Raw genomic sequence first — 25276 nt, forward strand, 5'->3', positions numbered from 1 at the left:
ATCAATGTTCTGCCGAGGAAAATTGTCCCTTATCCTAGGTCTCAATACTTAACAATTGATCATTAACCCTTGATCATTAACAATTAATATTACGCTTTTTTCATATTGTCTGCTACCTTATCCCAGTTTACGACATTCCAGAAAGCAGCGATATAGTCCGGGCGTTTATTTTGGTAGTGCAGATAATAGGCATGTTCCCATACATCCAGCCCTAAAATTGGTGTCCCCTTAACTTCGGCAATATCCATTAGCGGATTATCCTGGTTTGGCGTAGAGCTTATTTCTAATTTTCCACCTTTTGCCGTCAACCAGGCCCAGCCGGAGCCGAAACGTGTTGTTGCTGCTTTCCCAAATGCCTCTTTAAATTTATCAAAAGAACCGAACTGGGCATTAATTGCATCCGCAACAGCGCCTTTGGGAGCTCCGCCTTTTCCAGCGCCCATTACTTCCCAGAAAAAAGTATGGTTCCAGTGTCCTCCACCGTTATTGCGGATTGCAGCTGGCGCTTTTCCGGCAACTTTAATGATATCTTCAAGCGACTTTTTTTCGTATTCTGTGCCCTTTACTGCGTCATTTAGGTTTTTCACATAAGCAGCATGGTGCTTGCCGTAGTGAATTTCCATGGTCATTTTATCAATGCTTGGTTCCAGTGCTCCAAAATCGTAGGGCAGGGGAGCTTGTTTGAAAGGGGCAGTTTCAATTAATATTCCTGATGCAGTTTCTGCGAATGCATAATCAGCAAGTGCACCAACCGCCAAAGTACTTCCGGCCAGGGTGCGCAAAAAATCTGTTCTATTCATAGTTGATATGATTTTAAATATACAATCAATCGTAAGCCACCCGGCTGACGATACTGCGTCCAAGTGTTATTTCATCAGCATATTCAAGATCTCCGCCGATCGGGATTCCCCTTGCGATCGTACTCACTTTTACTGCGCTGGGTTTGAGCTTTTTTTGTAGATAAAAAGCAGTCGTGTCACCTTCCATTGTCGGACTTAGTGCCAGAATTATTTCCTGGACCTTTTCGTCTGCCGGAGCATTCTCAATTCTTTTCAACAAAGAATCAATATTCAGATCGGATGGACCAATACCTTCAAGTGGTGAAATAATTCCTCCTAAAACATGGTATAAACCTTTGAACTGGCTCGTGGCTTCAATAGCAAGAACGTCCCGTGTGTCGACAACAACGCAGATAATGGATGGATCTCTTTTGGGGTTTTTGCAGATGTTGCATAACGCTTCATCCGAAATATTGTGGCATTGAACACAATAACAAGTCTGGGTGCGCATTTTTAAAAGCGCTTCTGAAAGTCCGCGGGTTTGTTGTTCATCCCGTTTCAGCAGATGTAATGCTAAACGTAATGCTGTCTTTTTACCAATCCCGGGAAGCCGGGAAATTTCACTGACTGCATCCTCAATAAGACGGGACGGATAATTCATGTGTAGCAATAATGTAAGTAACCGGCGGTTTGTGATTAATGAATTTCTGCTGAAATACCTCTCCTGCAAATTTCATTCCTCATACCCGTCAGCTCGTCATATTCACCTTCTTTAACGGAACATTTACCTTTATAATGTATAATTAATGTACATTGTTCCGCCTGCTCGCTTGAATGCTTGCAAACTTCTACCAAAGTGTCTATAACCCAGTCAAATGTGTTAACTTCATCGTTGTAAACGACCAGTTTCATTATATCGGTTTCCACCGTTTTTTCCAGAATTTCCGTTTCTGTATCTATCAGCACTTGCATAACAACCAATTTTCTGTTTGTTTAGCAAATCTAATCAAAAGTGGAGATTATTCGAAGCCTTTTATTACCTCTTTTAATATTCAAGTATTCCTAAAACCTGCTGGTGAATGAATCCGTATGTCTCTTTAATTATTCTTGTCGTCTACTTTGCAATGCTTATTACGGTGTCTGTCTACACCTCGCGCGGCGCAGATACCAATACTTTTTTTACCGCTAACCGTCAGTCTCCCTGGTATTTAGTCGCTTTTGGGATGATCGGCACATCCTTGTCTGGTGTTACTTTTATTTCCGTTCCCGGTGCAGTTGCTAATATACAGTTTTCGTATTTTCAAGTTGTCATCGGTTACATTTTAGGTTATGTTATCATTGGTACTGTGCTGATGCCACTTTATTACCGGCTAAATCTGATCTCCATTTATTCTTATCTCGAACAGCGTTTTGGATTTTGGTCTTATAAAACCGGCTCGGCATTTTTCCTTTTGTCCCGTACCGTTGGCTCTGCTGTCCGTTTATATGTTGCGGCTCAGGTTTTGCAAATTGCGCTGTTCAAGCCACTCGGTGTTCCTTTTGAAGTCGCAGTGGCTATAACGATCCTTTTGATCTGGATTTATACTTTCAAGGGGGGCGTAAAAACAATTATTGTAACAGACACACTGCAAACCTTTTTCTTAATTACAGCGGTGATTCTAACAATCGTGCTGGTATCCCGGGAACTCGATTTACATGGAATATCTGATGTTTGGAATACCGTACAGAGCAGTGGTTATTCAAAAGTTTTTTATTGGGATATCAACGATTCTAAAAATTTCTGGAAGCAGTTTTTTGCCGGCGTATTTATTGCGATCGTGATGACCGGGATGGATCAGGATCTGATGCAGAAGAATTTAACTTGTAAAAATATCGGCGAAGCTCAGAAAAATATGTTCTGGTTCACTGCGGTTTTAGTCGTGGTCAACTTCTTGTTTTTATCATTAGGAGCGTTGTTGTACGTATATGCGTCAGCGAAAGGAATACCTGTAACAGCAAGAACAGATGAATTTTACCCGATGCTTGCTTTGAATCATTTAGGTCTGGCCGTCGGAATAACATTTTTATTAGGTATAACTGCTGCGACCTATGCAAGTTCGGACTCAGCACTTACGGCCTTAACAACCGCTTTTTGTATTGATTTCATGGAGATTGAAAAGAAACCGGAAGCGAAAAGATCCAGTATCAAGTTTTGGGTGCATATCGGATTTTCTGTGCTTTTCTATATTGTTATCCTGATCTTCAATCGAATGAACAATAAGGAGGTGATCACTGCGATATTTGATTTGGCTGGATATACCTATGGTCCATTACTTGGATTATTTACCTTCGGGTTATTTTTAAAACGACCGGTATTAGATCGCTGGGTTCCGATCGTTTGTATCATTGCGCCGATTCTTACTTATTATATCAATGACAATTCCGAGTTATGGTTTAACGGTTATAAATTCGGATTTGAGCGATTAATCATCAATGGCTTAATTACCTTCATAGGACTATGGCTTCTGACAGATTCTAAGTCTAAGCGCCTTGTCTAACAATTAAACTGTATTTGCTCTGTATCAAATGAAACAGAGCAAATACAGCCAACAAATATCCCGTTTTAAGCCACGGGGATCTTTAATTAGCCTGATGGAAAACAAATTACTTAATACAAGGGACATATTTGCATATTTTTTGGTCGCCTCGACCGGAGCATTAATTCAGCTCATTATTGGCACACTTGCGCAAGACTGGTTCGCAATTTCCTATGTACAATCCCTTACGCTGGGCTATTTGGTAGCATCCGTTGCTGGCTTTTTCCTGACTAAAATTTTCGCCTTTAACACTAAAAATAAATCCAAGAGCCATCGGGAAATGATAAAGTTCTCTTTGGTAACTGTGCTTTCTTTCTGTATCACTGTTTATGGTTCCGATGCTTTGTACCAGCTAACACTTCTTACAGTCGGGGAGTATAAGGTTAAAATACCATTTTCAATCAAGCTGGTAGATGTCAACAAGTTATTCAGCCAACTTGCGTGTATGGGAATAAGTTTTTCCAGTAATTACATTCTGCACAAAAAATTTACTTTTAATGATACCGGCTTTTATGACAGACTTAAAAGCCTGCTTAACAAGTAAATTCCTTCTTTTAACCGCAAAATAATTGTCAGAGTATTTAGCGCGGATAATCAATTATTTCGTGCAAGAATTTTTGACTGATCTTCTCCCAAAATATATCAAATCCATGTTAAAATAAGCATTTTTTATCTTGTTTTAATTCTATAAATAGTGTATCTTTCTTTCCGTAAGGAGTTATTTATTCTGGGAATTTAATAAAAATTGAATTCCCAATGAATTATATAAGAGAACCGTAGCGTAACAATTAACAATTTAAATTTCAAGACTATGAAAGTAATATCATTAGTTCTAATTGGCACTTTATTTTGTTTAGCCTGCTCCAAAGACGCCAAGGAAGACGAAGCTGCCCAGGCTGCAAATTTCGAAAATGAAAAAAAAGCGATCAACGCAACAATTGAAAAAGAAACCCAATCTTTCTTTGCAAGAGACTACGAAGCCTGGAAGTCGAATTATGCGCAAACGGATTACGCATTTCAGGCGTGGAGCAATGACGACGGTACCTTCGATTCTAATGTAGGTTGGGCTGATATAAATAAACAGATCGGGCGTTATATCACCGAAAATCCTGAACCGCTTTCAAGTCACCCCAAAGTGGAACGGAAAAATATGAGGTACAAATTTTATGGCGATAATGTTGCCTATCTCACCTGGGACCAATTCAATAGCGATAAACCCGAAAAAAACTTTCACCACAGCAAAGAGGTAAGACTTATGGAGAAGATCGACGGACAGTGGAAAATTGTTTGTGTCTCCGCCTTCTGGGATTATAAAAATCTCATCCCCGCAAGCAGATTACCAATGATTCAGAAAATTGCAAACGAAAGCCGAGGCAAGAACAAAATCTGATATTCGTTTTTAAATTTAAAAATGTTCGTTATCGGAAAATTTTGTTCGGTTATGAACAGTCTTTTTCCATAAGCTAATAGACATTTTAATATTGAAAGTCTACATAAATAATTGATTTTCAGTAGTTTATTAATATGTAGCGGTGGTTCGGCACGACAGAATTAAATTTGGCACAAGTATTTTTAGTATTTAATCAACCATACGATATGGAATGTTAAATCATTAAAAAGAATTAGCCATGAAAATTACATCAATCTCGAAATTAGTTCTGTCTCTGACATTAGCTTTGTCAACTTTATCTTTCAGTTATGCAAAAGAAGAAGGCACAGAGAAAAAAGAAACCAAAGCTGCCGCTGCATTTGGCGCTTCACTTTACAGTCTTGCGAACACGAACAAGGTAAAACTTGCTATCGACAAAATACCTGATGCAAACGTAAATATTGTTCTGCGTGACAATTACGGAAAGGTTGTCTACCACGAAGTGCTTAAAAAGAATAGCGAAGATGTTTACCGCCGGGTATTTGATCTTACGGGAATGGAAGAGGGAACTTACTTCTTTGTGTTAATGGGAAAAAATACCAAGATTACTAAGAGAGTAGAGATCACATCCACTAGCTCGAAAATTGTTGTGTTTTAAAAACACTCACCCTGAAGCACAAAACGGCTCGGTCAAAATTTTGACCGAGCCGTTTTATTTATATCGTAGTAATCATAGCAGCTCCTTTTCCGGGTCCCAAAATGTTTGTTGCCAGTTCTGAACCACGTCATCTTTAACAGTCACACCCTCGCTTTCCAGTCTTTCCTGCATGGCTGTTGGTGTTTCGAAAAGATTTTTAGCACTCAATAAACCATTTCGGTTAACAACGCGGTGCGCCGGAACATTATACTGAGTATGGCTGTTTCCCATCGCCCAACCAACCATTCTGGCCCCTCGCTTTGACCCCAGATATGCTGCAATAGCTCCGTAAGAAGTTACCCGTCCCGGCGGAATTAGTCTCACGACCTCATAGACATTGTCAAAAAAGTCATTTTTAGAATTGGGCTCCTGTACCTTTCCTACCTTCTTTGCGTTCATCTATTTCCTGTGTTAATTCCTTATACCATTTTGGTCCGTAAGCACGGATCAAAGGTTCTTTAAGAAATTGATAAAGTGGCACGCCTAACTGCTGGCCGAAACTGCAAGCCGGGCTGCAGATATCCCAGCGGTCGTAGTTCAGTGCGTGATATTGTTCATATTTTGTAACTCTTATTGGATAAAGATGACAGGAAATCGGTTTTTTGTAATCGATTTTTCCGTCGTTATATGCTTGCTCAATGCCACATTTGAGAATTTTCCGCTCGTCGTAGATCGCATAAGCACATTCTCGGCCGTTAATCACCGGTGTTACATAATCTCCGTCAAAGTCTGTCGTGTAAGTACCTTCCTCCGCGATTACTTTTTTCCCTTCCTCTGTCAAATACGGTTCAACCTGGGAGTAAATACTTTCCAGAATTGCAAGTTCCTCGGTATCTAGCGGAGCGCCGGAATCTCCTTCCACACAGCATGCACCCAAACATTTGTCAAGATTACAAACAAAAAGCTGGTCTTCGATATCATCGCTGATGCATGTATTATCAATAAGTATCACAGTGAAATATTGTTATTATGGTATTTTAAGTTTCTGTCCGACTTTAACAGTGTTGCCAGAAAGTTTGTTCAGTTTTTGTATCTCTTCAACACTCACCTGATAATTTTGTGATATACGGAAAAGTGTCTCGCCGGCTGCAACGGTATGCGTTCTAGGTCCGGATGTGTTTGCTGATCTTTCAACTTCTGCTCCTGATTTCGAAGTAGCAGCCACACCAGATGCTTTCTTAACGATCAGTTTTTGTCCAACACTCAGTTTTACGACATCATTAAGATTATTCAGTGCCAGCAATTCTTTCACAGTGAGATTGTTCATTCTGGAAATGCTGTAAAAAGTTTGTCCCTGCTCCACTGTATGAAACACATTTGATTCTCTTGCTGAGGTAACCGCAGGCTTTTCTTTAACTGGGGGTAAGGGATTATCAAAGGCTACTGGCTGCGTATTAGCTGGTGTTCTTGAAGCATTTTCCGATGGAGTGGAGAATAAATCTGCGTCAGCTGATCTTCTCGCAACAGGTTTCTGAGCTGGCTTCGCAGCAGGTCTTGCCGTTGGTTCTTTTGGTTCATCAGCTGGTTTGAAAGAACCGTCGTTTCCATCCTGCGTAATAATTACGACGCGGTCGTTAGTATTGGTTGAAGGTTTTGAGGCCACAACTGGCACTTCAACAGTTTTTGCAGGAGCACTTGTTGCGGGAGCAGCAGGAGTAACACCTGGCTGAAAAGCCTGGTTTTCCTTCGCGATACTACTTTCGTTTTTATCAACCAGCACAGGCGTATATTTTTTACGGCCAGCGGCGTTCGCAGGAATATCGTTCGTTGCCGATGGCTGCGTTTTTGAAGGAGCTGATGCAATTGCAGGCTCGGTAACTTGTTCTTCCGGTTTTTGTTTAATTATTTCGACAGGCTGGTTTTTCGGACGTTTTTTGTTTAACCAAACCACCTGGCCAGTTTGTATCGGATATGTTTTGCTGATTGTCCGGTTGTATTTCAAAAGATTTACTAAACGCAAGCCATACTGTTGCGAAATACTCTGCCATGAATCTCCGGTTTTTGCTGTGTGAAATGGCGTTGCAGCTTTCTTGTTTTTCTTGGCCAGATAGTAAATATTTCCCGGGATGACAGGCATGTCAGCAGTCAGATCATTAAATCTTCTGAACTTCGCTGTTCTTAGTTTCCCTGCACTTGCCAGCGACTTGTCAGTATCTCCAGCGCGCGCCTCAATACCCGGAAGGCCATTAATTTCAAAAAACGAATAACCACCTTTATCGTTGGACGGAGCTCCGGATTTTTTCAGGCTTGGAAATCCGGTTGCATCGGAAGTTGAACTCGTGGAAGCAAGCGTTGGAGTAGTCTGAGTAGTTTCCGTTTGCTCAGGCAATGATAATTTTGAGCGAACAAATGCCACCTGATTTGTTGCTACCGGAACTGTCAATAAATATTCTCTGTCCGTAGGGATTTTGTTATCACTTACCCAACGGTTGTAACTTTTAAGATCACCTTCTGAAATTTCAAGATATTTTGCGATTTCAGCAAAAGTTTTTCCTTTTCCATATTCAGACTCGATAAGAACCATATTATTAGCCGAACGGTATCTGTCCAGACCAGCTTCAAGTGCTATTTTATGTGCGAAGAAACGAAGCATATAACGGTCTGTTTTTCCAGTCAAAACCACTTCACGCGCATAGGCCCAGTTAGCAGGAACAAGTTTTCTGACCCCACCAACTCCTTGGTAATAAGAATACAAGGCCGAAACCCAGTTGTTGAGCTGTTGATTATTTTTTTTCAGATACCAGGCAGCAGCATGTGTGGATGAACTGATATTTTTTCTTTCGTCAACATCTTTGTCAACTCTCAAATTCAACTCGATCGCGGTTTCCGGTTTGAATTGCCAGAAACCAACAGCGTTTGAACTTGACACGACGTCAGGTTTGAAAGAACTTTCCTGCACAGCCAGATATTTAAAATCGATAGGAACTTCTTCGTCCATCAATATACTTTCAACAATTGGGAAATATAAAATTGCCCGGTCGAGTTTTTCTTCCCAGAACTTTTTGTTTGACATCAGGCTTCTGATATCCTCTTCGATCAGGTTTTGAGCATTGCGGTCAAATTTCACTGTAATTCCACCAAAAAGAACGCTCGGTGGGATCTCTGGAGTCTGCGCTTTTGCCAGATTTACCTGAACAAAAATCAATAGTATTAGTGTGGTCAGTTTAAAGTATGCGCTGGGAATTCTGTTCATAAATAGTGAAAGCTTGGCTTGTTTGATGTTGTGAATTACAGTTTTTGAAGAATCATCAGTCCATCACGGATCGGTAACAAAACATTGGATACACGATTGTCTTCCTGCATCATTTTGTTGAAATCCATTAATGCCTGCGTATCCTTATCAATTTTTTTTAATTCTTTATCGAAGACCTTTCCGCTCCATAGGACATTGTCCGCAAGAATAAATCCGCCTGGTCTTACTTTGTCAAGACATAGGTTGAAGTATGAAATGTAGTTAATTTTATCCGCATCCATAAACACCAGATCAAAAGTATCGCTTAAAGTCGGGATGATGTCAACTGCATTTCCAATGATATAATCGATCTGGTCAGCAAATTCAGACTTGTCGAAATACCGTCTCGTCAAAGTTTCCAGTTCTTCGTTGATATCGATGGTAATTAGTTTTCCATCTTTTTGTAAACCCTCACAAAGACAAAGTGCTGAATAACCGGTGTAAGTACCGATTTCTAAGATTTTTTCAGGACGTACCATCCTGGAAATCATGGATAAAAAACGTCCCTGCAGATGCCCGGAAAGCATCCGCGGATTAAGTACGTTCGCGTGCGTCTCTCTGTTTAGAGATTTTAGCAATTCGTTTTCATTCTCAGTATGAGTTTCGGAATACGCTTCTATTTCCTCTGCCAGAAACTTCATTTAGTGAATGCGTTTTTTTACTATTATGAATTGTAAAAGCAGTTGGCCTTGAAGTTTTTACTCTTCAAACGACCAACTGCTTTATACCTTAAATTTATAAGTGAGCAACCAAGCCCTGAAGATATTTTCCGTATCCGCTCTTAACCAACGGTTTAGCAATTTCCTTCAATTGCTCCACATTGATATAGCCCATACGGTAAGCAATTTCTTCAATACATCCGATTTTTAAACCCTGACGTTCTTCAATCACCTGTACAAACTGGCCGGCCTGCATTAACGATTCAAAAGTACCCGTATCCAGCCATGCAGTTCCACGGTTCAAGACGCCAACTTTCAGTTTGCCTTTTTCTAGATAAACGCGGTTCACATCCGTAATCTCCAATTCTCCTCTTGGAGAAGGCGGAATACTTTTCGCGATTTGTACGACGTCATTATCATAAAAATATAAGCCCGGAACAGCATAGTTTGACTTTGGTATTTCCGGTTTCTCTTCAATAGAAAGCGCATTGAAATCTTTATCAAATTCAACAACACCGTAACGCTCAGGATCATGGACCTGGTATGCGAAAATAACACCTCCGTCCGGATCGTTGTTTGATTGAAGCAATTGCGAAAGACCTGATCCGTAGAAAATATTATCACCAAGAATCAACGCTACCTTATCATTACCAATAAATTCTTCTCCAATGATGAATGCCTGCGCAAGCCCGTCCGGACTTGGCTGAACTGCATAACTGATCGTGCAGCCAAGGCGGGTTCCGTCGCCCAGAAGTTTTTCGAAATGTGGCAGATCGTGTGGCGTTGAAATGATCAAAATTTCACGAATCCCTGCCAGCATTAATATAGACAAAGGGTAATAAATCATTGGCTTATCATAAACTGGCATAAGCTGTTTACTAACGGCCAAAGTAAGCGGATGAAGTCTTGTGCCGGATCCGCCGGCTAAAATAATTCCTTTCATTTTTTAACTTTCAATGTTTGTATAGTTGATGCCTGGATGATTTGTTGGCCTTATCCGTTCAAAATGTTCTAAACTATAAGGTTAATGACTTCAAACTTACAAACTATCTTGTGGAGTACATGCCTTCGTAATATTTTTGATACTCGCCTGAAGTGACGTTGTTTAGCCATTCCTGGTTATCCAGATACCATGTAACTGTTCTTTCCAAACCTTCTTCAAATTGAAGCGATGGTTTCCATCCCAATTCTTCCGAAAGCTTCGTTGCATCAATTGCATAACGCAGATCGTGGCCTGCGCGGTCTGTCACGTAAGTGATCAATTTTTCAGTTTCACCTTCTGCACGGTTCAGTTTTTTGTCCATAACCCGGCATAACAAAAGAACCAGATCCAGGTTTTTCCATTCGTTATGGCCGCCAATGTTATAGGTTTCGCCGTTTTTGCCGCTGTGGAAAATAGTATCAATAGCGATTGCGTGATCTTCTACGAAAAGCCAGTCACGAACATTTTCACCTTTTCCGTAAACAGGAAGCGGTTTGCTTTGTAAAATATTATGGATCATCAACGGAATAAGCTTTTCCGGAAAATGATTTGGTCCGTAGTTATTCGAGCAGTTTGAGATTACAACCGGAAGATTGTAAGTATTGTGGTATGCTCTCACAAAATGATCCGAAGAGGCCTTCGAAGCAGAGTATGGAGAACGGGGATCATAACTTGTCGTTTCTGTAAAGAACGTTCCCGGATCATGTAATTCACCATATACCTCGTCAGTTGAAACATGGTAAAATCTGTGATCTGAAAGATTTTCTTTCCAGGCTTTTTTTGCTGAGTTAAGCAAATTAACTGTTCCAACGACATTGGTCATTACAAATGACATCGGATCAGAAATGGAACGGTCTACATGACTTTCAGCTGCAAGGTGAATAATTCCATGAAAATCATTCTCAGAAATTAGTTTGTCAATGAATTCAGCATCAACGATATCGCCTTTTACAAATGTATAATTCGGCGCGTTTTCGATGTCGCGAAGATTTTCCAAATTACCTGCATAAGTCAGGGCATCCAGATTATAAATGTGGTACTCAGGATGATGAACTACGAATCTGCGAACTACGTGTGAACCAATAAAGCCGGCACCGCCTGTGATTAATATTTTTTTCATTTTGTTTGTGTAATTTTTAATTGCCAATTCCACGCGTCAAGTAGTGCATCTGCCATGGTTTTTTCTGCCGTCCATTTCATTATGGAATTTACTTTGTCTGACTGGGCGTAAATTTTCTCTACATCACCTTCGCGACGGGGACCGATTGAATAATTTAGTTTTACGCCGGTTACTTTTTCAAAGGTATTTATAAGTTCCAAAACCGTATAACCTTGTCCTGTTCCAACATTAAATACATCGTAGTAATTTTTTTCCTTTTCTTCATCCAAAAGAATAAGTGCCTTAAGATGGGCTTTTGCAAGATCCACCACATGAATAAAATCACGCACACAGGTACCGTCGGCTGTATCGTAATCGCTTCCAAAAACGGTTAGAGATTTACGTAGTCCGGCTGCTGTTTGCGTAATGAAAGGGACAAGATTGCTCGGGACGCCATTTGGCAATTCGCCGATTAAGGAAGTTTTATGAGCCCCGATTGGATTAAAATAGCGTAGTGAAAGGGCCTTGATTCCAGGTGCCGCATGAACGTGGTCACGAATGATATCCTCGGCTATTGCTTTCGTGTTTCCGTAGGGAGACGTAGCAGGTTTGCGTGGCGTGCTTTCCGTAACTGGCAGCGCATCCGGTTGGCCGTAAACTGTGCAGGAAGACGAAAATACAAATTTGTCAACATTATATTCTTTCATTACTTTTAGTAACACAAGCAGAGAAAGAATATTGTTTTCGTAGTAAGCAAGCGGTTTTTCTACTGATTCGCCGACTGCTTTAAAGGCCGCAAAGTGAATAACTCCGTCAAATTTTTCCTTTTCAAAAACAGCTCTTACTTTTTCGATATCATTACAATCGATCTCGTAAAAGGGGAAATCTTTTCCCGTAATGCCTTTAATTCCGTTGAGTACTTCGCGATTTGAATTGTAGAGATTGTCAAGAATAACAGGTTCGAATCCTGCCTCATGAAGTTCTACAACAGTGTGTGAACCTATAAAACCAGCGCCGCCGGTAACAAGAATTTTCATAGGAATGATCTTATAAAGAATAGGTGGTAAGTATGAAAATTGTATTTAAAAGATTCATTTGACACTCCTAAAACTATAATTCGAATAAATATTGACTAAAAAGAGCCTATTCAAAATACAATTTTTTTCCGGGCAAAAGTAGAAAATTTGACGTCCATAAAAAAAAAATGTTTTTATTTATCCGTTGGTTGTTAAAAGCAGATTCGACAGAAAATGAACAAGAGAGAAATAAAAGCGCTGATATCATTGCTTGATGACGAGGATCATGAAGTAATTCAGCACGTTGAGGGGAAGATCTTATCATTAGGTGGAAACGTCATTCCGTTTTTAGAAACAGAATGGGAAGAAAGCTTTAATCCAATCCTGCAACGGAAGCTGGAAGAACTGATTCATGAGCTGCAATTGAGTATCATGAACGAAAGATTGCAAGCCTGGAAAAATGGCGGTGGTCTTGATTTACTGGAAGGAATGTGGATTTTGTCAACTTATCATTATCCCGAGCTTTCGCTGGAAAACCTGAAAACTACGGTTGAGCAGCTTTATTATGATATTTGGATACAGTTTCAGGAGGAAATGAATCCGATTGACCAGATCAAACGGATCAATAGTATTTTCTTTGGAACAATGAATTTTGCGGCAAACACGAAAAGTTTTCATTCGCCATCAAATTCCATGATTAATGTTGTTTTGGAAAATCGCAGAGGTAATCCAATTACGTTGTGTGTGATTTATTTGTTGATCGCGAGAAAACTCGGGCTGCCGGTTTATGGTGTGAACCTACCGAATTTATTTGTATTGACTTATAAAGGTGAAAACACGCAGTTTTATATCAATGTGTTTAACCGCGGAATTATTTTTTCCAAAACCGATATTGACCACTATATCGCTCAGTTGAATATAAAGCCAAAAGATATTTTTTATCAGCCATGTACCAACCTTGAAATCATTCAGCGTGTACTTCGGAACCTGATTTTGTCTTATGAAAAAACAGGAGAGCAGGAAAAAATCAAGGAGATAGAAGATATTTTGCGCTCCACGCTGGAAACTTTTGAGGACGATAGTATTTAAATGGATACCGCAAGGCAGTAATCTTCAAACCAGCGGATATGAATAGGAGAATGTATTTTCAGACCATCGTCGTCATCTGTTAATTCACCTTGAATGAGTTTTTGAAAGTTATGGAACGGATTAATATAAATTGAGTTCTTAAAACTGATTTTCTTTTTCCCGTATAATTTGTAGATCGCTTCCTTTGCGCACCAGTACATGCAGAGCGTGGAAAGTTCATTTTCTGCATGTTCAAATTCCGGCTCAGAAAGATATTTTGAAGAAGTTCGCTGAAGCTTTGGGTCAGCTTTTTCCATATCAATGCCGACGGGTGCCGAAGGATTAATGACAGCAGCTACATAATCAAAAGTATGGGTGATGGAAATGTGAGACGCGTTATTGACTAAAAACGCTTTCCCGTGTTCGTCCTTATGTGTTCCTTCGTAACTGAATCCAAATTGCTCTACCAGAATTTTGATTAAAATACGGCTTGCCAACCATTCACGCTTTTTTTGTGGATGTGAAATTGTCTCAAAATCCTCCGAATTGTAAGAAGAACCTAAACTTTGATGCAGTTCTTCTTCTGTTTCTGTCAATTTCCAGAGTAGTAAGGTACTAGTCTCTTCAATCTTTTCGGAATGAACGAGGGGCATAATTATTCTGTTTAGATCGAGCATTTAGCATTAGAGTTCGGCTCAATCGGTGTCGTAATAAAAAGTCAGTTTTCGTAATCTTTTAATTTTACAAAAGACGACTTAATTTTTATATAAATTTACAAAGACAGTTTACTGTTTATAATACTAATTGCTGATAGCCGGCGGCTAAAAGCTCAAAGAAATGATAATTAGCAAAGTAGATACTTTTTCCGGGCACCGTGACAGTGTTTATACAATTATTTCGAATAATTCGTCCCACGGTTTTTATTCTGCCGGAGGTGATGGATTTGTGATCGATTGGGATTTAAAAAAACCAGATATGGGGAAACTGGTTGCACGAGCGGGCGTTTCCGTGTACGCACTTTGTTTCGATCATGCCAGCCAATTTCTCTGGATTGGTCAGAATTTTGAAGGAATCCAGATTCTTGATACCATTAATAACAAGATTGAATACACTTCAAAAGTAACCTCCTCTGCTATTTTTGAAATAAAAATATGGCAAAACAAAGCGTTGCTGGCTTTGGGTGACGGCGTGATTGCAGTAGTGGACGTGCCAACGCTTGCCGTACAAAAGCATATCAAAGTTTCAAACAAAAGTGTCAGGTCAATTTCTGTTAATGAAAAAACAGGAGAATTTGCTGTCGGCGACAGTGATTTTAATGTTAATATCTTCGATTTCGACGGATTTAAATTAAAAAAGACAATTTCTGCACACACTAATTCCGTTTTTTCCGTTCAATATTCTCCGGATGGGAATTTTCTGTTTAGCACGGGGCGTGATGCCCATGTTAAAATCTGGGACGTTTTTAACCATTATGAGCCGGTGACGGATATTGCAGCGCATATGTATGCCGTCAATCATGTTACTTTCAGTCCGGACGGAAAGTTTTTCGCAACCTGCAGTATGGATAAATCAATCAAGTTATGGGACGCAGGAACTTTCAGGCTGAAAAAAATAATTGACCGGTCAAGATTAGCCGGTCATGCCACTTCGGTCAACAAATTGTTATGGACGGATTACGAAAATCAGCTTGTGTCTTGCAGTGACGATCGAATGATTTCGGTCTGGGAAATCGCCATATAATATGGCTTAAAAGTGTAATTATACCAAATACTTTGAAATGTACAGGATATGTCTTTATCTTAGACGACTGTTACGAATTATAATTTAACGCATATATCCATCATGAAAATTTCGGCAATAGACATACGTAAACATACGTTTGAAAAAATTTTCAGAGGCTACAACCCCGATGAGGTTGATGCATTTCTTAACTCATTGTCGCAGGAATGGGAGCGTTTTTCCAGTGAAAACAGCATGTTGAAAATGCAGTTGGAATATGCAGAAAAAGAACTTAGCAAGTTAAAAGATATAGAATCGACGCTTTTCCGTACGTTGAAATCAGCTGAGGATGTGAGTCGGCAAATTGAAAAGGAAGCAATAGAATCTGCTGAAAAAAGGATTGAAGAATCGAAAATTCAGGCGAATAGTCTGGTTGAAGAAGCTGAAAACAGGACAAATCAGATCATTGAGGAAACCGAAAATCGCTTGAAGAAATTCAAGGAAGATTTTGCGCTTGAAATTAGAAATCAGGAGCGTGATTTCCGTGCGATTGAAAATTTCAGGGATAATCTGGTTGTCCAGCTCGCATCACTTGCCAATAACACAATCGAAACCGTTGAACGTTTTGAAAATAAATACGACAAGGAATCGGTACTGAATAAAATGGATGAGATCAAACAGCATGTCGCTGAAATCGAGATTCCGAAAAAAGGTACGCCTGTTCAGCAATATGTGATGCCTGAGTCCGTCGACGAAGAGCCAGTTGCGCAGGTTGAACAAACTCCGGACGTTCCTTTGGAAATTGTCTACGAAGAGGAGCTGGTTGAAGAACCCGTTGCTGTAATTGAAGAAGTAGAAGTCGAAGAAATTGTCGAGCCGGTAATGGTCGTTGAAGAAATTGTCGAAGAAACGCCGGTTCCTGTCGTTCGTGAGAAAGATTTGAGCCCTGCTGGTAAGGCACTTGAAATGGTTGAGGAAATGCGGAAATCCCGGGAGCCTCAGCCTGTCAGAGAAGCGGCGAACACTTTTAGAGAAAAACCTCAGGAATCTTCTGTACCAAAAAGCACAGGCGGATCATTTTTTGACCAAATATAATTTACATTGGGGACGATCTCATTAGAAGGCTTAGAGTTTTTTGCTTACCACGGTTACTATCCCGAAGAGCAAAGAATCGGAAATAAATATGCGCTTGATATCACCATCAACACGAATTTTATCGAAGCTGCGGCCAAGGATAAGTTAAGCGCGACGGTAAATTATGAAACGTTATATCAGATTGCCGCCAAAGTAATGCAGGAACCTGCGAAACTATTGGAGCATATCGGTTTTAAGGTAATTTCAAGTGTAAGAGAACATTATCCGGATGTTCAAATGGTCACAGTAAGAGTTTCAAAGTTCAATCCACCCATAGGAGGAGTATGTACGCGGGCTACGATCACGATGGAGGGATAACTTTTAATGGTTAATTGTTAATGATTAAGGGTTAATGATGGAGTCGGATGTTTTGAGATAAAATAAATTACTGACTATAAATATAAAAGAGGTCAACTTGGGGTTTAACCCGGTGTTGACCTCTTTTGGTTTTAATCTTTACTTTCCTCCTTATGCAGGATATTCGTGTGGAAGCGGAACATTGATTCTTTCGTTCCATGGTAAGCCTTGTGTATTCAAATGTTCCATGAATGGATCAGGGTTTAGTTCTTCGCAGTTCCAAACGCCTGGTTTCATCCATTCTTCGTTGGTAAGCATCAACATTGCACCGATCATGGCAGGGACGCCGGTTGTATAACTCACCGCCTGCGCTTTCACTTCTTTGTAACAAGCAGCGTGGTCACAGTTATTCCAAACATAATAAGTAGTTTCTTCACCGTCTTTTATTCCCTTAATCTGGCAACCAATTGAAGTTTGTCCGGAATAATTTTCTCCTAATGAATCCGGCGCAGGAAGTACTGCTTTCAGGAATTCCAACGGAACGATATCAATACCATTAAACTTGATTGGCTTGATGCTTGTCATTCCTACGTTTTCCAACACATTTAGGTGCGTTATGTAAGCTTGCCCAAACGTCATCCAGAAGCGTGCACGTTTCAAAGTCGGGAAGTTTTTTACCAAAGATTCAAGCTCTTCGTGGTAAAGAACATAACTCTCTTTCGGTCCGATTCCCGGATATTCAATCGGTTTATGAATAGACATCGCTTCGATTTCAACCCATTCGCCATTTTCCCAATAGCGGCCTGGCTGGGTGATTTCGCGGATGTTGATCTCAGGATTAAAATTAGTTGCAAAAGCTTTTCCGTGATCACCGGCGTTACAGTCGATGATATCCAGATAGTGCATTTCGTCGAAAAAGTGTTTGTTGGCATAAGAAGTGAAGACCTGAGTAACGCCCGGGTCAAAACCACATCCTAGTAATGCCATCAGACCAGCATCCTTGAAACGTTGCTGATATGCCCATTGCCAGCTGTATTCAAACTTGGCAACATCCTTTGGTTCGTAATTGGCAGTGTCCAGATAGTGTACACCCGTTGCAAGGCAGGCTTCCATGATCGTAAGATCCTGATATGGCAAAGCAACATTGATCAACAATTTTGGCTGGAAGCGTTTGATAAGCATCACAGTTTCAGCAACGATATCAGCATCAACCTGAGCTGTTTCGATGTCAACTCCGTGCATTTCTTTAATTTCACCAGCTATCTTGTCGCACTTTGATTTTGTGCGGCTCGCTAGCATGATGCTCGTAAATACATGGCTGTTCAATGCACATTTATGCGCCACTACACTTCCGACGCCGCCGGCACCAATAATAAGAACTTTGGACATGTTTTATTTTAATGATAATTGGGTGAATTTTTGAACGTGTAAATCAGCGATAATCGGGATGCCTAATATATTTCAGTGCCTGACCACACCTTTCTACAAACTTCGAACAACAGATCTGATCAATTTATGCAAATGCGTACATGCTAAGATCAACCGCCTTTTCAACCGCAAAGATAGGACGACCAAATGTTTTTTTGTTAATTCATCATTAAATTAACAGCACTGCCATGGATATTTTACTTTTAATTGCCGGGATCGCCTGTCTGCTTACCGGATTGGCCGGAGCCGTGCTGCCGTTGCCTGGGCCACCATTAAGTTTTGCCGGACTTGTTCTGTTGCATATCAGTAAATTCGCGGAATTCAGCAATACGGTACTTTATACGCTTGGTTTTGTAACGATCGTTATTGCTGTTCTTGATTATTACATCCCGATATGGGGTACGAAGAAATTCGGTGGTACTAAATATGGAGCGATCGGTGCGACGGTCGGATTGGTCGTAGGATTTTTCTTTATCCCGGCAATCGGTATGTTCATCGGAACATTTCTTGGCGCTTTGATTGGAGAATTAATCGGAGGATCAAAACTAAATTCTGCATTTAAATCGGCAATCGGTTCTTTCGTAGGTTTTTTAACCGGAATCGTTATAAAAGTAATTCTATGCCTGGTGATGATCGGTTATGCGGTTTCAGAACTCTGGAAATTCATTTAATGTCCTGACAATCAATTAAATTTATGTATTTCTTTTTGATTGAATAATAAAAAATCCTTGCAGCAAAGCCGCAAGGATTTCTTTTTAACCTAAACTAAATCGAACTTATTACATGTTTGTAACGACGCTCTTCTAGTTTTCATTTGATTTTTTTTCGTCTTTTTTTACTTCTTCTTTCTTTTTGTCCACTAAGTCACCGTTGTTTAGTGTTTTAGATACTACTATATAAGGCCCGGAAATGATCTCATCACCTTCTTTTAATCCGGATAAAATCTCAATATTTTCAAAATCGCTGATGCCCGTTTTTACCTCACGCATCTCTGCTTTTCCATTGACACGCACAAAAACTACTTCTTTGATAGCTTCTTCTTTCTGACCTTTTGGTTTTTCAGGTTCTGCATTTTCTTCTGGGTTCTTATCCTTGTCTTCTGGGTTCGTCTTATTGTTACGCGTCGTCACCGAAGCGATCGGAACAGAGATGACTTTATTTTTCCGTTCCGTAACAATTTCCACCGAAGCAGTCATCCCTGGTTTAAAAGGATATGACTTTTTATTGCGGGTAGCCATCAGGTCGCTGAACGATTCGTTCAGGATTTTAACTTTTACTTCAAATTCTGTGACAGCGTCAGACGAAGCACTGCTGGCTGCACTGCTACTGGCAGTAGACGATGCAAGGCCTGCGGCAGTATTAGCAATTTCCTTTACAATACCTTTAAACTTACGGCCTGATGCGCTATAAGCATCCACATCGATTTCTGCCGTGTCGCCAAGGGTTACGCGCACAATATCATTTTCATTTACATTCACCCGGACTTCCATATTGCTTAAATTGGCAATTCGCATCATTTCAGTACCTGCCATTTGCGAAGTTCCCACCACGCGTTCTCCTACTTCTACATTAAGCAAAGAAATAATCCCGCTGACCGGAGCAAAAATTGTTGTCTTACGCAGGTTTTCTGCGGCGTCACGCATACTAGCCTCGGCGCTTTTAATATTGTATAAAGCAGCAGATACGTTCGCTTTTGCAGACTCTACGTCTTGTTTCGCCACGTCATAATTTGAAACAAATTGTTCGAAGTCAGAAGCAGAAATTACTTTGTCCGCATATAACTTTTTGTTACGGTCATAAACAAGTTTTGTTTGAACCAAACGTGCTTCCGCCTGTAAAACCAGAGCTTTTGTTTGTTCATGGCTTGCCTTGCTCGAATTAACAGCAGCTTGCGCCCTTGCCATCAAAGACTCATAATTATCCGGGCGAATTTTAAGAAGCAGCTGGCCTTTCACTACTGAATCACCTTCTGCAACATATAAATTAGTGATTTCCCCGGATACGTCCGGACTTAGTTTTACTTCAACTTCCGGCTGAACTTTCCCGGAAGCGCTGACACGTTCAATGATGTCATTCTTTTTCACCTTCGAAAATTCAACTTCCGTAGGTTTTGGCTGGCCGATCCATTTTAATTCCTTTGCCACGTACAACCCGGCAACGAGAAGGACGATAATGCCTCCCACAATCCACCATACTTTATTTGAAGATTTACGCGCCATAATTTATTTATTGGTTTACGGTAGTTTTATTTTTCAGGCTGAAAAAAATGAATGATATTTTAGAAATCTGACAAAGGACGGTTCATGTAAAAATCCAGGATTTTTGTGCGGAACACGTAGTCGTATTTTGTTTGAATAAGGTTTCCGTTTGCACGGTCAAGATTTGCTTTGGCAATATTGTATTCAACGGAATTAATTGCACCAACATCAAAACGAACTTGTGCAACACGAAAAGCTTCTGTCAAAGCTCTGACCTGGTTTGCCGTTGCTGAATAACGTTTGGCAGCATTGGTCATGTCAATGTAGGATTGTTCAACATTTTTACGGATCGTAAGCTGAACCTGCTGAGCCTGATACTCAGTCGTACGCTGTTGTAACTTCGCATTTGCGACGTTATATCTAACCTGAAAATTCGTAAAAATTGGGATACGCAAACTCAGGTTTACAGAAGAGTTTCTGTTAAAGTTGAGCTGATCCAAATATCCGAAATGACGTAACGAACCACCTGGCGTCGTAACCGTCTGCACGATTGGTAATTGCTGGTCATTTACAATAATATAATCTGTTGCTGATGTTACAACCGTTGTTTGTCCGGTAGTTCCGTCAGAAACAAATCTTTCTTTTGGAGCTACACTTGAAAAAGCAGTATTGATTCCACCATTCAATGATAAGGTCGGCATGGCGGCGCCTCTGATTATTTCCGTATTTCTTTTGGCTGCTTCGATCCTTAATTCGGCTGCTTTCATTTGCGGAAGATTACCCATCGCAGTTTCATAGATCTGCTGGATTGTTGCGTCATAAGCAGTCAAATTTGGATCAGCGACCGGAATTTTCACCAGGTTAATTTCTTCACTTCCCGGCATATTCATCAACTGCTTCAAATTAAGTTTTGCAGTTTCCAGATTATTTTGAGCATTTACCAAAGTCAATTCGTCGTTGGCAAGCTGTGCTCTCAGATCCAGTACATTGCTTTCAGCCAGAGTTCCGGCTTCTACAAGTTTGGCAGTACGATCAACCTGTAATACGGAAGCATCCACCTGACGCTGGGCCACCATAATTAATTCCTCATTGCTTATCACTTGCAGATATGACAGCGCAACATTCAGCATAATATCGTTTCTGGCCGCATCCAGGTCTTTCTGACTTGCCTGAACGTTGATTTCATTTCTTTTAACCGTATTTTTCAACTGAAAACCGCTGAAAAGAATAACACTGGAACCAAGTTGAAACTGGTTCTGGCTGATGTTCTGCTGCACAAACTGGTTCGTAAAAGGGTCAATGTTACGACCCGAATTAAAGCCTTGTGCGGCATTAAAACTTAAACTTGGCCAGCGTTGCCAGCGCGACTGTGCATGAATGTTATTATCACGCTCCACCTGAAGTTCCGACTGTTTTACTTGTGGATTTGTTTCCAGGGCGATCTTAATGCACTCTTCAAGCGAATAGGTATTATCCGCTTTTGCCGGAACATTAGTTTGTCCGTAAGCCGATTGAAATACAACAAGTCCGCATAGCGTCAGCGTGATAAGTGCAGATTTTTGTAACAATTTTATCATATGACCATATTGTGTTAGATATTCAATATTACATGATGCTACAAAAAACAACCATCCATTTAGTACGGACGGTTGCATAAGTAGGTAAATGGGTATTTTACAATAAATTGAATTAATGGAAAAACAGATAACCTAGCCATATGCCGGCAAGAACTCCTATCAGATCCGCGATAAGGCCCACAACAATGGCGTAGCGGGAATTTTTAATTCCGACAGATCCGAAGTAGAGTGCAACTATATACAAGGTTGTATCAGCCGATCCCTGGAAAATACAACCAAGCCGGCCAACGAATGAATCCGGGCCAAATTTTGTCATGCCTTCTATCATCAATGCACGCGCTCCGCTGCCGCTCAGTGGTTTCATTAAAGCAACAGGCAAAGCGTCTGTAAAATCGCTATTGACACCAGAACTTACGATGATATACCGAAGGCCGTCCAGTAAATAGTCCATCGCCCCGCAACTGCGGAATGCACTGATAGCTACCAACATACCCACCAGATAAGGCATAATTTTGACAGATGTTTCAAACCCCATTTTGGCACCTTCAATAAACACATCAAAAACATTTACTTTCTTGTAAAGTGCGCCGAGCAGAAATGAAGTGATAATAAATAATAGAAGCGAATTGCCGACAACGATGGAAATCGTTTCAATTTGTTCCTTGGGCAAACTGGTCAGATACCAAAGCAATAATCCCAGTATCGCCGTAACGCCGCCAAGTCCCAGAATGACGGTTTTGTTGAATAGATTTATTTTTTGCCAGGCTGCCGTAATAATTAAGCTGATTACAGTAGTTACATAAGTGCCAATGACGCAAGGTATAAAAATATCTGAAGGATCAGCAGCGCCGAGAATTGCCCTCTGTGCGATAATGCTTAATGGAATAATTTGCAATCCCGAAGTATGCAACACCAGAAACATAATCTGGGCGTTGGAAGCGGTATCTTTGCTTGGGTTAAGTTCCTGCAAACTTTGCATGGCTTTCAAGCCAAATGGCGTTGCCGCATTATCAAGTCCCAGCATATTGGCGCCAAAGTTCATAATCATCTGTCCGTTAGCCGGGTGATTTTTAGGTACTTCGGGAAAAAGTTTACTGAAAAAAGGCCCGATAATTCTTGCCAGAATATTGATTGCGCCAGCTTTTTCTCCGACGTTTAGAATTCCGAGAAAAAAAGTCATGACTCCCGCGAGTGGCAGCGCAATATCCATCACAGCTACTTTTGACGAATTCAGAATCCCTTCCACAACCAATTTTAACGTTTCGGTGTCGCCGAACAAAATAAATTTGAAAAGAGAAACGACAAAAGCAATGACAAAAAAGGCAATGAAAATGTAATTAAGGGCCATTGGATGAGGTAGAAATTTATCGAAAAAGGGAAATGGATTGCTGGTCAGGAATAATTATAAGTTCGAAAATAAATTAAATTCCTGAGAAACCAGTAATTGGCGAACATTGCCGGATAGACTTCGGTGAAATGCCTTAGAAATCATTCGAATTTTGAAGATAACTTAATCTTAATCCTGGATTGGAATGATTTTTAAGATTGAATTCCTATCTTCAAACTTCTCATACAAACTCGCATTGATTCGTTTCCTATGAAAAAGTATTATTACCTCCTGGCGCTTGTATTATTATTTTCCTGCAACAAAAAAACGGAAAGTGACGGAAAAGATGGTTCGTCAATGACAGTTCTCAACGACACAATCCCAACGAAGCGGAAGGTTGTCACTGAGGTTGCAGTGGCAAGTTATAGTGAGAAAGTGAAAGATAAGGATAATCTTAACGACTGGAAGTTTGCTGTGGATGTTTTCGAAACTGAGGATACTTTTAAATATTTAGTTAAAATAAAATACAAAGAGCTGGAAGCGGAGGACAATCTGACACTTCCCAATTTTGGTATCCAGCCAACAGTGAAGTTAGAAAAAGGTGAGGAAGAACTTACCTGCATCATCGGTTTTCTTGATAAAGAAGGCGCGTTCAAAGAATTCAAAAGAGTAGAGATTGTCGGCGATCAGTTGAAAATCAGACAAACGAAAGGATATGGCCGAAGTGTCGTGAAAGCGAAATGATTAATAGCGATAAGGTATCTTGAAAAGACGGTATTTTTATTTATTTTAAAATATTTTACAACTATTGATAGGGTATGGGCAAATAAAATGACTCTATACATATAGAAATGCCAAAGAAGTTATTTGGGGCGTCTTTCTCACCTGAAAGTTAGATTATGAAAGTGACTAAGGAGTTGGTAATGCTATATTTTCAGGGGAAATGTTCGGATGCTGACGAGGCCATGGTGGAAGTTTGGATGAGCGAAAGTCCATATCACGGTGAATTGGCTGAGCAATGGTTAATGGAGCTTGACCACGAAAATAAAGAATTACTGGTTGAACTGGCAATTTCAAAAAATGATATCTGGAACAATACATCGCAGGAAATAGATAACATTGCAGATGAAGCGTTTTTGAAAATTGAAAACGAGGACAAAATTAATTCCATAAATTTCAACTGGACCAGTTTGGCTGCCGTACTGATGGGGATAACCGTTGTTGCATTTTGTTTTTTTCTTCATTCAAAAAATAAGTCTGTAGAAATCGCTACGGAATTCGGGCAGATCCGGCATATTACTTTGCCCGATAGTTCGAAAGTTGTTTTAAATGGAAATAGCAAAATAAAATATAACAGGTCCTGGGATGAAAATCCACGCGAGATTTGGCTCGACGGGGAAGCATTTTTCAGCATAACCCATTTGAAAAACAACGCCAGGTTTATAGTGCATTTATCAAGCGGAAAAAAGATTGAAGTTTTGGGGACTGAATTTAACGTCATTAACCGCCCGAATCACGATTGTGTGGTGTTAAAGTCGGGAAGTATCAAACTGAGTTTGCCTGAAAAAACAGGTGCAGAAAAAGAAATTTACCTGAAACCCGGCGATTTAATAGAAACTGACGAAACTTTCGCTAAAAAAAGCGACGTAAAAAAAGCCGTAGTAAATCCGGAAACATATTATTCCTGGACAAATGGAAAATGGACGCTCGACGGTACTTCGCTCGGAGAAATGCTCGTGCATGTTGAAGAAAATTATGGCTTGCACGTCGAGGTAGCCAATGTCCAACTTTTGAAAAAACGGCTTTCGGGATCTATTCCGTTATCTGACAACAATCCGGCCCTTTTAATCGAAGATATAGCACATTTATTTCAGTTAAAGTTAGAAAAGAAAGACAACAAACTGGTCTTGGCAGAATAAGCCTGATCAGACACACAAAAGGGAAAATCTTATCCTGAGCCGCAAACTGGAAAGATTTATAGCAAACCCTATTCTTACAGAAACATTACCGCTAGTTTTTAGAAATCCTATGCGATTTCTGCCGCAAACCACATGGATTATCCCGCAATAATCCGTGAGGATTCGTTCGTACGTGTATGCATTATCGTTAATCATTTTCA

Annotated in this window: 26 protein-coding genes; 11 read left to right on the forward strand and 15 right to left on the reverse strand. The window is 40.2% G+C overall.

The features are described from left to right. Positions 1-89: 89 nt before the first annotated feature. Genes L0657_RS01105 through L0657_RS01115 form a run of 3 tightly spaced genes read right to left on the reverse strand, consistent with a single transcriptional unit; the run spans position 90 to position 1751 of the window. Positions 90-800, reverse strand: a complete 711-nt coding sequence (locus L0657_RS01105; protein WP_235148482.1) for a superoxide dismutase — start codon at positions 798-800, stop codon at positions 90-92. A gap of 25 nt (positions 801-825) precedes the next feature. Next, the gene (gene recR / locus L0657_RS01110; protein WP_235148483.1) at positions 826-1440 is read right to left on the reverse strand and encodes a recombination mediator RecR; all 615 of its coding nucleotides are present in this window, start codon (positions 1438-1440) and stop codon (positions 826-828) included. 35 nt (positions 1441-1475) lie between these two features. After that, positions 1476-1751, reverse strand: a complete 276-nt coding sequence (locus L0657_RS01115) for an ATP-dependent Clp protease adaptor ClpS (protein WP_235148484.1) — start codon at positions 1749-1751, stop codon at positions 1476-1478. Between the two features lie 107 nt (positions 1752-1858). Here L0657_RS01115 and L0657_RS01120 point away from each other — a divergent pair, with 107 nt between their 5' ends. From L0657_RS01120 to L0657_RS01135, 4 genes are all read left to right on the forward strand, one after another. Then, complete coding sequence (locus L0657_RS01120; RefSeq protein ID WP_235148485.1) at positions 1859-3316, forward strand: sodium:solute symporter; 1458 nt, start codon at positions 1859-1861, stop codon at positions 3314-3316. A gap of 94 nt (positions 3317-3410) precedes the next feature. Beyond that, positions 3411-3899 (forward strand): GtrA family protein, encoded by a 489-nt coding sequence (locus L0657_RS01125; RefSeq protein ID WP_235148486.1) that lies wholly within the window; start codon positions 3411-3413, stop codon positions 3897-3899. 267 nt (positions 3900-4166) lie between these two features. After that, complete coding sequence (locus L0657_RS01130; RefSeq protein WP_235148487.1) at positions 4167-4745, forward strand: hypothetical protein; 579 nt, start codon at positions 4167-4169, stop codon at positions 4743-4745. A gap of 238 nt (positions 4746-4983) precedes the next feature. Continuing rightward, a complete protein-coding gene (locus L0657_RS01135) occupies positions 4984-5382 on the forward strand; it encodes a hypothetical protein (protein ID WP_235148488.1) in 399 nt (132 codons plus the stop codon). Between the two features lie 72 nt (positions 5383-5454). Here the strand turns inward: L0657_RS01135 and L0657_RS01140 are convergent, their stop codons facing one another. The 7 genes from L0657_RS01140 to galE form a co-directional block, all read right to left on the reverse strand. Next, positions 5455-5820, reverse strand: a complete 366-nt coding sequence (locus tag L0657_RS01140; RefSeq protein ID WP_235148489.1) for an MGMT family protein — start codon at positions 5818-5820, stop codon at positions 5455-5457. Further along, a complete protein-coding gene (locus tag L0657_RS01145; protein WP_235148490.1) occupies positions 5777-6373 on the reverse strand; it encodes a DUF3109 family protein in 597 nt (198 codons plus the stop codon). Before L0657_RS01145 ends, L0657_RS01140 begins: the two co-directional genes overlap by 44 nt. 15 nt (positions 6374-6388) lie before the next feature. Then, complete coding sequence (locus L0657_RS01150) at positions 6389-8614, reverse strand: LysM peptidoglycan-binding domain-containing protein (protein WP_235148493.1); 2226 nt, start codon at positions 8612-8614, stop codon at positions 6389-6391. A 35-nt stretch (positions 8615-8649) separates the two neighbouring features. Then, complete coding sequence (locus tag L0657_RS01155) at positions 8650-9294, reverse strand: O-methyltransferase (RefSeq protein WP_235148495.1); 645 nt, start codon at positions 9292-9294, stop codon at positions 8650-8652. A 94-nt stretch (positions 9295-9388) separates the two neighbouring features. Then, a complete protein-coding gene (rfbA, locus tag L0657_RS01160; protein WP_235148499.1) occupies positions 9389-10255 on the reverse strand; it encodes a glucose-1-phosphate thymidylyltransferase RfbA in 867 nt (288 codons plus the stop codon). Positions 10256-10358: 103 nt separating this feature from the next. Then, on the reverse strand, positions 10359-11414 hold the full coding sequence (gene rfbB / locus L0657_RS01165) for a dTDP-glucose 4,6-dehydratase (protein ID WP_235148501.1): 1056 nt from the start codon (positions 11412-11414) through the stop codon (positions 10359-10361). Beyond that, on the reverse strand, positions 11411-12430 hold the full coding sequence (gene galE / locus L0657_RS01170; RefSeq protein ID WP_235148503.1) for a UDP-glucose 4-epimerase GalE: 1020 nt from the start codon (positions 12428-12430) through the stop codon (positions 11411-11413). Before galE ends, rfbB begins: the two co-directional genes overlap by 4 nt. Positions 12431-12643: 213 nt before the next feature. On the opposite strand from galE, the gene L0657_RS01175 reads away from it, so the two are divergent. Continuing rightward, a complete protein-coding gene (locus L0657_RS01175) occupies positions 12644-13498 on the forward strand; it encodes a transglutaminase-like domain-containing protein (RefSeq protein ID WP_235148504.1) in 855 nt (284 codons plus the stop codon). On the opposite strand, the gene L0657_RS01180 is transcribed toward L0657_RS01175, so the two are convergent. Then, positions 13495-14130 (reverse strand): 4'-phosphopantetheinyl transferase superfamily protein, encoded by a 636-nt coding sequence (locus L0657_RS01180; protein WP_235148506.1) that lies wholly within the window; start codon positions 14128-14130, stop codon positions 13495-13497. The genes L0657_RS01175 and L0657_RS01180 overlap by 4 nt on opposite strands. A 184-nt stretch (positions 14131-14314) precedes the next feature. Here L0657_RS01180 and L0657_RS01185 point away from each other — a divergent pair, with 184 nt between their 5' ends. The 3 genes from L0657_RS01185 (at position 14315) to folB (ending at position 16648) form a co-directional block, all read left to right on the forward strand. Beyond that, a complete protein-coding gene (locus tag L0657_RS01185; protein ID WP_235148507.1) occupies positions 14315-15217 on the forward strand; it encodes a WD40 repeat domain-containing protein in 903 nt (300 codons plus the stop codon). Positions 15218-15319: 102 nt separating this feature from the next. Beyond that, complete coding sequence (locus L0657_RS01190) at positions 15320-16291, forward strand: DivIVA domain-containing protein (RefSeq protein ID WP_235148508.1); 972 nt, start codon at positions 15320-15322, stop codon at positions 16289-16291. A 6-nt stretch (positions 16292-16297) separates the two neighbouring features. After that, entirely contained in the window at positions 16298-16648 is a 351-nt protein-coding gene (folB, locus tag L0657_RS01195; protein WP_235148509.1) for a dihydroneopterin aldolase, read from the forward strand. 150 nt (positions 16649-16798) lie between these two features. Here the strand turns inward: folB and L0657_RS01200 are convergent, their stop codons facing one another. Then, complete coding sequence (locus tag L0657_RS01200) at positions 16799-18016, reverse strand: saccharopine dehydrogenase family protein (protein WP_235148511.1); 1218 nt, start codon at positions 18014-18016, stop codon at positions 16799-16801. Positions 18017-18243: 227 nt separating this feature from the next. On the opposite strand from L0657_RS01200, the gene L0657_RS01205 reads away from it, so the two are divergent. After that, complete coding sequence (locus L0657_RS01205; RefSeq protein ID WP_235148512.1) at positions 18244-18726, forward strand: DUF456 domain-containing protein; 483 nt, start codon at positions 18244-18246, stop codon at positions 18724-18726. Between the two features lie 132 nt (positions 18727-18858). Here the strand turns inward: L0657_RS01205 and L0657_RS01210 are convergent, their stop codons facing one another. From L0657_RS01210 to L0657_RS01220, 3 genes are all read right to left on the reverse strand, one after another. Beyond that, positions 18859-20274, reverse strand: coding sequence for an efflux RND transporter periplasmic adaptor subunit (locus L0657_RS01210; protein ID WP_235148515.1), 1416 nt, complete (start codon positions 20272-20274; stop codon positions 18859-18861). Between the two features lie 59 nt (positions 20275-20333). Then, complete coding sequence (locus L0657_RS01215) at positions 20334-21830, reverse strand: TolC family protein (protein WP_235148516.1); 1497 nt, start codon at positions 21828-21830, stop codon at positions 20334-20336. Positions 21831-21942: 112 nt separating this feature from the next. Then, on the reverse strand, positions 21943-23178 hold the full coding sequence (locus L0657_RS01220; protein WP_235148517.1) for a nucleoside recognition domain-containing protein: 1236 nt from the start codon (positions 23176-23178) through the stop codon (positions 21943-21945). Positions 23179-23427: 249 nt separating this feature from the next. On the opposite strand from L0657_RS01220, the gene L0657_RS01225 reads away from it, so the two are divergent. Together L0657_RS01225 and L0657_RS01230 are read left to right on the forward strand one after the other, a co-directional pair. Continuing rightward, on the forward strand, positions 23428-23901 hold the full coding sequence (locus tag L0657_RS01225; RefSeq protein WP_235148518.1) for a hypothetical protein: 474 nt from the start codon (positions 23428-23430) through the stop codon (positions 23899-23901). A gap of 155 nt (positions 23902-24056) precedes the next feature. After that, positions 24057-25076 (forward strand): FecR family protein, encoded by a 1020-nt coding sequence (locus L0657_RS01230; RefSeq protein WP_235148521.1) that lies wholly within the window; start codon positions 24057-24059, stop codon positions 25074-25076. Positions 25077-25276: the final 200 nt, after the last annotated feature.

Source organism: Dyadobacter sp. CY345, assembly GCF_021502725.1.
Lineage (GTDB): Bacteria > Bacteroidota > Bacteroidia > Cytophagales > Spirosomataceae > Dyadobacter.